Origin of the sequence: Propionivibrio sp. (assembly GCF_017995515.1) — a bacterium.
Taxonomy (GTDB): Bacteria; Pseudomonadota; Gammaproteobacteria; order Burkholderiales; family Rhodocyclaceae; genus Propionivibrio.
Genome location: NZ_JAGOIT010000011.1, coordinates 41,546 through 50,605 on the forward strand (window position 1 = coordinate 41,546; position 9,060 = coordinate 50,605).

The 9,060-nt window shown below is 63.7% G+C and carries 7 protein-coding genes; 3 read left to right on the top strand and 4 right to left on the bottom strand.

The window, feature by feature from the left end; genetic code table 11:
* Positions 1–11 precede the first annotated feature (11 nt).
* From hydF to hydE, 3 genes are all read left to right on the top strand, one after another.
* Positions 12–1,268: a [FeFe] hydrogenase H-cluster maturation GTPase HydF gene (gene hydF, locus KBA32_RS03295; RefSeq protein ID WP_294355249.1), complete on the top strand. Its 1,257-nt coding sequence runs from the start codon at positions 12–14 to the stop codon at positions 1,266–1,268.
* Between the two features lie 158 nt (positions 1,269–1,426).
* Entirely contained in the window at positions 1,427–1,750 is a 324-nt protein-coding gene (locus KBA32_RS17065) for a GIY-YIG nuclease family protein (RefSeq protein ID WP_367113736.1), read from the top strand.
* On the top strand, positions 1,747–2,907 hold the full coding sequence (hydE, locus tag KBA32_RS03300; protein ID WP_294355253.1) for a [FeFe] hydrogenase H-cluster radical SAM maturase HydE: 1,161 nt from the start codon (positions 1,747–1,749) through the stop codon (positions 2,905–2,907). The genes KBA32_RS17065 and hydE overlap by 4 nt, the downstream gene beginning before the upstream one ends.
* 1 nt (position 2,908) lies before the next feature.
* Here the strand turns inward: hydE and KBA32_RS03305 are convergent, their stop codons facing one another.
* The 4 genes from KBA32_RS03305 to KBA32_RS03320 all read right to left on the bottom strand — a co-directional run.
* Positions 2,909–5,410 carry a mechanosensitive ion channel domain-containing protein gene (locus KBA32_RS03305; RefSeq protein WP_294355256.1) on the bottom strand — a complete coding sequence of 834 codons (2,502 nt, stop codon included), beginning with the start codon at positions 5,408–5,410 and terminating at the stop codon, positions 2,909–2,911.
* Positions 5,411–5,437: 27 nt separating this feature from the next.
* Positions 5,438–6,226, bottom strand: a complete 789-nt coding sequence (locus tag KBA32_RS03310) for an ABC transporter permease (protein ID WP_294355259.1) — start codon at positions 6,224–6,226, stop codon at positions 5,438–5,440.
* Between the two features lie 2 nt (positions 6,227–6,228).
* Complete coding sequence (locus KBA32_RS03315) at positions 6,229–7,161, bottom strand: ATP-binding cassette domain-containing protein (RefSeq protein WP_294355261.1); 933 nt, start codon at positions 7,159–7,161, stop codon at positions 6,229–6,231.
* A 1,045-nt stretch (positions 7,162–8,206) separates the two neighbouring features.
* The coding region (locus KBA32_RS03320; protein ID WP_294355265.1) for a hypothetical protein at positions 8,207–9,060 on the bottom strand (854 nt) is incomplete at its 5' end.

The following is a 9,060-nucleotide window of genomic DNA, read 5'->3' on the forward strand; positions in this document are numbered from 1 at the left end:
CCGGGTGGCACATGCTTGAAACGCCCAAGGGATTGCGTCTGCACATCGGCCTCTTTGGCCGTCGCAACAGCGGCAAGTCGACGCTGATGAACGCGCTGATCGGCCAGTCCATTTCGATCGTCTCCGACCAGCCCGGGACGACGACCGATCCGGTCGAGAAGACGATGGAGCTGTCGCCGCTCGGGCCGGTCGTCTTTGTCGATACGGCCGGCTTTGACGATGTCGGCGAACTCGGCGCGTTGCGCGTCGGGAAGTCGCGCGCCGTGCTCGAACGCGTCGATGTCGGCCTCGTCGTCGTCGGCGCCGAGGGGCTGGGGCCGTTCGAACACGAGATCATCGACGCCCTGCGCGACGCCGGAACGCCGCTGCTCGTCGTCTTCAACAAGTCCGATCTCGCGCGGCCGGGGGCGGAAACGCTGGCGCGTCTCGAAGAGGATGGCATCGACAGCGTGATCGCCGCGGCTGGTCGCGGCGACGGCATCGAACGCGTCAAGGAAGGCCTGTTCCGGCAGGTGCCGGACGCCTGCCTCGTCGACCCGCCGTTCGTCGGCGATCTCGTGTCGTCGGGCGATACGGTCGTTCTCGTCGTGCCGATCGATCTCGGCGCACCCAAGGGGCGCCTGATCCTGCCGCAGGTCCATGCGCTGCGCGACCTGCTCGACCACGACGCGCTGGCCCTGATCGTCAAGGAAAGCGAGCTCGCCGCTGCCCTGGCGCGGCTCAATACGCCGCCGCGGCTGGTCGTCTGCGATTCTCAAGTGGTGCAGCGCGTCGCCGCCGAGACACCACCGGAAATCCGCATGACGACCTTCTCCATCCTCATGGCGCGCATCAAGGGCGACATGCTCGGACTGGCCGCCGGCGCCGGGGCGCTATCGCGGCTCAAACCGGGCGACCGCGTGCTGATCGCCGAAGCCTGTACGCACCATCCGCGCGAAGACGACATCGGGTGCGTGAAGATCCCGCGCTGGCTCGCGCACTACGCCGGCGGTGCGCTCGATATCGATGTTCGCGCGGGGAAAGATTTTCCTGAAGACCTCACGCCTTACGCCCTCGTGGTGCAGTGCGGCGGCTGCACCGTCACGCGCAAGCAGATCCTCGTGCGCCAGTACCGCGCCGCGCGCCAGGGCGTACCGATGACCAACTACGGCATGGCCATCTCGGTGTCGCAGGGCGTCATCGAGCGCGCGCTGGAGTGTTTTCCGGCGGCGCTGGAGGCGTATCGGCGAGGAACGGTAAGCTCAGAATCGGTTTCCCGTTCGTGGTGAGCTTGTCGAACCATGAACAGGCGCTCCGGGCGGAAAACGCGCCCTTCGACAGGCTCAGGGCGAACGGTGGTGGGGGTAAATCGGCGTCCGCTCATAAGACGCGCCTCTGCAAGGTAGTGGTCAGTTGGTGGCGTTTTGTCGAGGGGGAGAGAGGGGCTGTGAGCTTTTGGGTTTACATACTTCGTTGTTCGGACGGAAGCTACTACATCGGCTACACCGATAGTCTTGAACGCCGGATCGGGCAGCACTCGACAGGGGCGATTGCGGGGTGTTACACCTTCGACCGCCGTCCTCTCTCGCTTGTTTTCTCGCATGAGTTTTCTGCTCGCGAGGAAGCGCTGGCTTCGGAGAGGCAGATCAAGGGATGGGGACGCAAGAAGAAGGAAGCAATGATTCGCGGCGACTGGGACGAGGTCTCGCGTTTGGCCCACTCGTCCCGTGATGGTTTGCCAGTCTCGCGACCCGGGAAGGACGGAAAATGACTGCGCGGATCGCCATCAAGTGGGCTGCTTCGGAACCAATACCGGCGCCGGTCGAACCCGGGCTTTCCGCCGAAGCCCGCATGCTCGCGGCGAACCTCGATTGCGGCCGGCCAAATCGCGAACTGTTGCGTCGTATCCTCTCGGTGCAGACGGCCGACGAGGTCGAGGTTGTCCGCCGCGCCGCCGAACGGACGCTGCTCGAACACTGCGGCGATACGGTGCGCCTGCGCGGCCTGATCGAGTTCTCCAATCGCTGCACTTCCGATTGCCACTACTGCGGTATCCGACGCAGCAATCGCGCGCCGACGCGCTACACGCTGCGGCAGGACGAGATCGTCGAAACGGCGTGCTGGTGTGCCGGGCAGGGCTACGGCTCGGTCGTCCTGCAATCCGGCGAACGGCGCGACGCCCGGTTCGTGCGCTTCGTCGGCGACGTGGTGCGCGCGATCAAGGCGGCAACGCTATCGGAGGTTTTGCCCGAGGGCGTTGGCATCACGCTGTGCGTCGGGGAGCAGTCGCCTGAAACCTACGCCGAGTGGTTCGCCGCCGGTGCGCATCGTTACCTGTTGCGCATGGAGACTTCCTCGCCGCGCCTGTTCGCTGCCTTGCACCCGGCCGACCAGCGCTACGACTCCCGCGTCGATTGCCTGCGGGCGCTCAAGGCGATCGGTTATCGCGTCGGTACCGGCGTCATGATCGGCTTGCCGGGGCAGACGCTGGATAGCCTCGTGGATGACCTCTTCTTTTTCCGCGACATCGGCGCCGACATGATCGGCATGGGGCCGTACATCCCGCACGAGCAGGCGGTGTTGACCGGAACGATTCCTGATGTGCCGACGCGCCTCGGGCTGGCGCTGCGCATGATCGCCGCGACGCGTCTACTGCTGCCGGAGATCAACATCGCCGCGACGACGGCCTTGCAGACGCTGACGCCTGATGGCCGCGAGCAGGGCCTGCGCTTCGGCGCCAACGTCATCATGCCGCAGGTGACGCCCTTGCATGTCCGCCGCGACTACACGCTCTACGACGGCAAACCGTGTCTTGACGACAGCGCCGGGCAGTGCGCCCGTTGCCTCGAAAACCGCATCGCATCGGCCGGACGGCGGATTCTGCGCAACGCCTGGGGCGACCCGGCCGCGGTGCGGCCGCCTGGCTGACTCAGGCGTTTCGTTCCGCGGCCGCGCCAGTAGCGGTGGGTGCCATGGCGGAGACGACGCCGGCATCGACCGAGCGGATGTGCAGGTCGCGCTGCGGGAAGGGGATCTCGATGCCGGCCGCCTGCAGCGCCGCGTGGATTTCGAGCGCCATCTCGCTGCCGATGTCGCCGCCGAGATCGAAGTCGTCCGTCCACACGCGTACCACGAAATTCAGCGAACTTTCGCCGAAGCCGGTGAACAGCACCGACGGCGGCGGATCGAAGCTGATGCCGCGGATTTTGTTGGCTACCTCAAGCAACAGCGCCTGCACGTCGCGTGGCGCGCAGCCGTAGGCGACGCCGACCGGCACTTCGATACGCCGCCGCCGATTGCTGAGCGTCCAGTTGGTGAGTTTCTCCGAGAGCAGCAGGCCGTTCGGGACCAGCACGTCGGCGCCGTCGAAGGTCGTGATCGTCGTCGTGCGGATGCCGATGTCGCGAATCCTGCCCGTGGTTCCCGATAACTCGACCGTGTCGCCCGGCTGGACCGGCCGTTCGATCATCAGGATCAGGCCGCAGACGAAGTTGTTGATCACCGTGTTCAGGCCGAAACCGATGCCGACGCTGAGCGCGCCGACGACCAGCGCCAGTTGCGACATCTGGAATCCCGCGGCGGTGAGCGCCACCAGCAGGCCGAGCATCAGCAGCGTGTAGTAGGACATCGTCGACACGCTGTTGGCGACGCCGCGCGGCAGCGTCATCTTGGGCAGCACGTCTTCCGCGAGCACGCTGCGGATGGTCCGGGCGATCCAGAACGAGAGATAGACCGAGCCGCAGAAGAGCACGATGCCGCCGATGGTGATCGAGAGGCTGCCTGCCTCGATCGTGAAGCCGGAGACGGCATGGAGCCTGGTCTTGACGAGGTCGAAGACGCGCAGCGAATAGAGCGTCGCCGTCACCCATGCCAGCCCCAACGCGAGATTGAGGATGCCAAAGATGGCCTCGAAGGCACGGCCGGTATGCTCGGCCCGGATCAGCGGGCGCTCCTTTCCTGACTTGGTCAGGATGTACGCGTAGGCATAGGCGTGAACGAGCTCGCGCGCGGCGCACAGGAAGAGCGCGAGATAGAGGTTGTTGAGCGCGGCTTCGGTGAGCAGCGTGGCCAGATGAATGCCGCCAAAGACGTTGGCCACGACGGCCAAGGCCAGTCCCGTGCCGGTCGCGCCAAGCAGCAGCAAAGCGATCTTTCGGGCGCGCAGATCCTGCGTCGGCCGGACGCGGGCGAGGCGATAAGTGAGCCAGAGAAGCGTTCCCAGCAGCAGCACCCCGTTGATGAGCAGCGTGATGCGGTAATCGACGGACAGCGTCGTGATCAGCTGGCTGAAGAAACTGACGGCGAAGAAGAAGGCCGTGGCGTAGATCCAGCCGCCGATGTGGCGGCGGACCCACTTCGGCTGCAGGCGCATGACCGGCAGCCACGCGAGCGCCAGCAACAGCCGCAGGCCGAACCAGGGACCATCGAAATCGACGGCCAGGAGGCACATGATGCAGAACAGCAGCCACGCCGAGAACGGTCGGCTGAGCGTCTTGCGGTAATGTTCCAGCGTGGCGTCGCTGCCGACGATGCGTTTGGCCCAGCGTGACAGGAGCATGAACAACGGCAGGGCGAGCAGCGCCAGTACGGCGAGAGCCGTATGCCGCGTGCGCGCAGCGTCGCTGTAGGCCTTCATGAAGTCGGCCTGGATCGCAAATCCGCTGACGACGCTCTGCACGCCGCCCTGGACTTGGTCGGACTCGTCGTCGAGCGCGGCGATCAGGTTCTCGGCGTCGAAGTTCCAGAGCTTGCGGTCGATCGCGTTGGTTCGTTCGCGAATGGTCGCCAGGGCCTTGCCGACCCTTTCCTGCAGTGCGTTGGCGTCCCGGTTCAGGTCGAGCAGACGGGAAAGCGGCTTCGAGACCGCGTTGGCGACCTGGCTGAACTCGCGGTTCAGCGCATCCATGTCGTTGAGCAGTTCGGGTGCGATGAAGGCCGCCGATTGCTGACGGGTCTCCTGCCAGAGCCTGCGCCGCTGAGCCAGCTCTCCGGCATCGGCGGACAAGGGGCGGGTACTCGCTTGCAGGTCGTCCTGCAACTGCGTCAGTCTCTTGTCGAGAAACAGCAGGTGGCGTTGCAGCGCCTCAAGCCCGGAGTACGGGAGCGTATCGAACTCCTTGCTCACGATCTTGCTGCCGAGCGTTCCGACGCTGCGCTTGATGTCGCCGATTCGGCGTTCGAGCGCGTCGATTTTCGCGCCCGCGTCGTTCCGCTGCGCGGCCTGTTGCAGGAACAGGTTCTCCTCGAGCAGACGGCGGGGAAGCTCGCCCACTTCGATCGTGGCCGGCGCTTCGGGTTCGGCGGTTTTCTCGGCCGTGGTCGTTGGCTTCAGGCTCAAGCCGGGGAGCTGGGCGAAGGCACATCCCCAGCTCAGCAGCGACAGAAGAAGCGCGAATCTGGCGACGTAGGGTGCAAGCGATCGGTGGCTCATTGCGAGAACATCCTTATGGTCGGGCGATCACTTCAGCAACCGCCGCCGCGTCAGCGCGCTGGCGATGTAGAAGGCGACGAACGCGATGGCGAGCAGCGCCGAAACGTGCATGAGCGCGTTCTCGGGGATCTGGCCGAGCAACAGCGGCCGCGCCAGTCCGACGGCGTGCGACAGCGGCAGCCACGACGCCACGGCATGGACGATCGCCGGCAACTGGTCGGCCGGGAAGAAGACGCCGGAGACGAGCAGCATCGGCGTGATGAAGAGCGTGAAGTAGTACATGAAGAAGTCGTAGGACGGCGCCAGCGCGCAGACGATCAGGCCCATCGCAGCGAAGGTGACGCCGGTGAGGAAGATGACCGGGACCGCCCACAGCGCGAGCGGCGAGGTCGTCAGGCCGAGGGCGAAGATGACGACCAGGATCGCCAGCCCCGAGAGGAGGCTCTTGCTGGCCGCCCAGACGAGTTCGCCGGCGAGCACGTGGTCGAGCGACAGCGGCGTGTTGAGGATCGCGTCCCACGTTTTCTGCACGTGCATGCGCGAGAACGACGAATAAAGCGCCTCGAAGGTCGCCGCGTTCATCGTGCTGGCGACGACGGTGCCGGCGGCGAGAAAGGCGACGTAGCTCACGCCGTTCATCTGCGGCAGCATGCCGCCCAGCCCGTAGCCGAGGCCGAGCATGTAGATCAGCGGGTCGGCGAGGTTGCCGAGCACCGAGGGAATGGCCAGCTTGCGCCAGACAAGAAAGTTGCGCCGCCAGACAGGCAGCCAGCGCAGGCCGGGGCGGGGAATCGCGTAAAGGTTCGGTGTCGTCATGGTTAATCCCTCAGCTCGCGTCCGGTCAGCTTGATGAAGACGTCTTCCAGGCTGGCGGCGCGGTGCAGGTAGCGCAGGGCGGGTTCGTCGGCCAATGCGGCGAGCAGCGGCGCGGTGTCGTGGCAGTAGTAGAACGCGGTTTCGCCGGCGACTTCGAGACGTTCGCCGAGCTGGCTGCGCGTGCGCGCCCAGCTGCCGGCCTCGTCGCCGAAGACTTCGACCACATGCGGTTCGATGTGCGTCGCGATCAGGTCGCGCGGCGCGCCCTCGGTGACCATGCGCCCGTGGTCGATGACGGCGAGGCGGTCGCACAGGCGCTCGGCCTCGTCCATGAAGTGCGTGGTCAGGATCAGCGTCTTGCCGCGCGCCGTCAGCTGCTTAAGGCGATCCCAGATCAGGTGCCGCGCCTGCGGGTCGAGGCCGGTCGTCGGCTCGTCGAGGAAGACGATGTCCGGGTCGTTGACCAGCGCGCGCGCCAGCGTCAGGCGCCGCTTCATGCCGCCGGAGAGCGTCTGGATGCGCGCGTTCTCCTTGCCCTTGAGCCCGGCGAATTCGAGCAGATCGGGAATGCGCGCGCGGGTCGCAGCGCTCGACAGGCCAAAGTAGCCGCCGAAGATCAGCAGGTTCTCGCTCACCGTGAAGTCCGGATCGAGGTTGTCGAATTGCGGTACGACGCCGACCTGCTCGCGCGCCTTCGCCGCGTCGGACGGGACGGCAAAGCCGCCGAGCCGGATGTCGCCCGCGTCGGGCGCCGTCAGCCCAAGGCAGCAGCGCAGCGTCGTCGTCTTGCCGGCGCCGTTCGGACCAAGCAGCCCGAAGCAGGTGCCGCGCGGCACGCTGAAGTCGATGCCGCAGACGACTTCCTTGTCGTCGTAGCGCTTGTGCAGGTTGGTCACGTGGAGCGCCGTCAGGTTGTTCTCTTGGGATGGATTCATGTGGTCGGGCGATCGGTTACGGCGCGCAAGCCGCCAAGCGGACGTTGACAGCGGTGAAGCGGATGAGTGCTGCATGGTAAACCACTTGCCCGATCACGGTGTTTCAGCGCGCTGTATGTGGTATCTGCCAACTGTTTACGAGGTCAGAAAACTACTGACGGGCCTCGTTCTTCCTTTCTTCGCCCGCGTAAAACCTCTGAACGGAGCGGGGCAAAGAACCAATGGCTCGCGTGGCGTGAGCCATTGGTTATCCGCAACCCCGAACGCGACAGCATCATCAAAGCGCATTCGGAAAACAACAATAGTCAGCTGTCAACTGCATGACCGAGGCGACAACTACCTTGACGCGCGCCGAACTCCTGCCAGCGCGGCTGATCGGGAAGTGCTTCATCAATCAGTCGCAACAACTCCGTGTTGAGTGGATCGAGAACATTCGCAAAGAGGCGGCCACGCGCCTTCGAGAACGCGCTGGCTGTAACCTCGCGAGACAAGCGAAGCGGGTTCGCCGCGCCAGCAACGTGAAGAATGCATCGAGTTCGCCCTGAACGGCACCGCGCACACCGCTAAGCAGGAAAGCGATCAGATCGGTGAAGGGCAAGCCACGCGTACGCGTGAAATTCCGGGAGTCGCGGCGAGCCGCTTCGAGAAAGGCGGGGCTCTGGATGAAGTCCGCAAGCCGAGAAAGTACGTTGACATATTTAGGCCGTCATATTTAACCTATAACTATCAATCGGTTACGAGATCCTATTGTAACCCGGTACCGCCCTTTTGTCGCAGTGTTCGCCAGATATGCAAAAGTGCTAAGTCACGAGGATTGGGGCGGAACTCCTGTTGGATCGGCAATAAATGGTGGTGCGTCCCGTGTTTCCCGCGTGTTTCCCGTCTGGACGGTGGCCGGCGGGTTGTAGGCGGCGGTACTCCTGCCGGTATCGTCGCGGCCTTTCTCGTGATCGCGCCAGTACGAGGTGACGGTGCCCGTATCCGTAATTCGAGCCTGGCCCCTTTGATTTGCGCCTCTGATTTGTTCTTTGATTTGTTGTGCTCATTAGCGTAACAGCTTGATCGTTGCCGGAATCTCCACTGGTTCAATCGGTTCGAGCACAACGGACTCAATCATTTGGTGAAACAGATCGACTGTCTGGCGGTGTTTTTCTGGATAGTGAAAGGAGCCGACTTTGAATGGGCTGGTCTCTCCAGTTCCAGAAGCCAAGTGCAACGAGAACCAATATGGTGTATCGGGTATCTGTAGAACCCAAGTTTCGACTGGACCGCTGTCGCGTCGGATTTCCTTCCTTGTAGGCCACCAGTCCTTAATCGGTTCTGCCTTGCGCAACCAACGCAGTCCATTCACCGTCACTGGCTCTGCACCACGTATCCATTCATCCGTACCCTTGGCGGGGTCGGGCTTGATGAGATAGATTCCAACGCCATCCAAGGTATCCCTGAAGTAATGGAGACACAACGCCGAATAGCCATTGAACTCGTTCTCTCGGCCTTTTCTTGTAGGTGTCCCGTAAAACAATTCGTCGTGGCGGTACCAAAAGAACTCGCCTTGATGGACACCAAGCCTATGCAAGCGATTATCCCTCTCACCAATGGCTGTGCCCTTTTCCGATTTCAGTGCTTCCGGAACCGCCCCATAACGAAATGGTTCCCCTTCACTCCAGCAGCCGCGTATCTCTGTCGGTCCAACGAGCCATTTGTGGCTGACCCGCCATTTATCGACGAATCGAAACGAGATGGACTTATTGAGACCAAGCGGCGCTGGGCGAATGTTGCCGGCTGCGCAAATCCGTAGAAATTTGGCGGCATAGAATGGCGGCTGAATTTGGCGTCGAGAGGTGCACGAAATTGGGGCCCATCGGGCCCCGTGTTTTGATGTCGCGGTTGTTCGCCTCA

What these genes read in the sequence shown, in the direction of transcription:
- hydF (WP_294355249.1), top strand. Translation starts at nt 12, where the DNA reads ATGCTTGAAACGCCCAAGGGATTGCGTCTGCACATCGGCCTCTTTGGC.
- hydE (WP_294355253.1), top strand. Translation starts at nt 1,747, where the DNA reads ATGACTGCGCGGATCGCCATCAAGTGGGCTGCTTCGGAACCAATACCG.
- KBA32_RS03305 (WP_294355256.1), bottom strand. Translation starts at nt 5,410, where the DNA reads ATGAGCCACCGATCGCTTGCACCCTACGTCGCCAGATTCGCGCTTCTT.
- KBA32_RS03310 (WP_294355259.1), bottom strand. Translation starts at nt 6,226, where the DNA reads ATGACGACACCGAACCTTTACGCGATTCCCCGCCCCGGCCTGCGCTGG.
- KBA32_RS03315 (WP_294355261.1), bottom strand. Translation starts at nt 7,161, where the DNA reads ATGAATCCATCCCAAGAGAACAACCTGACGGCGCTCCACGTGACCAAC.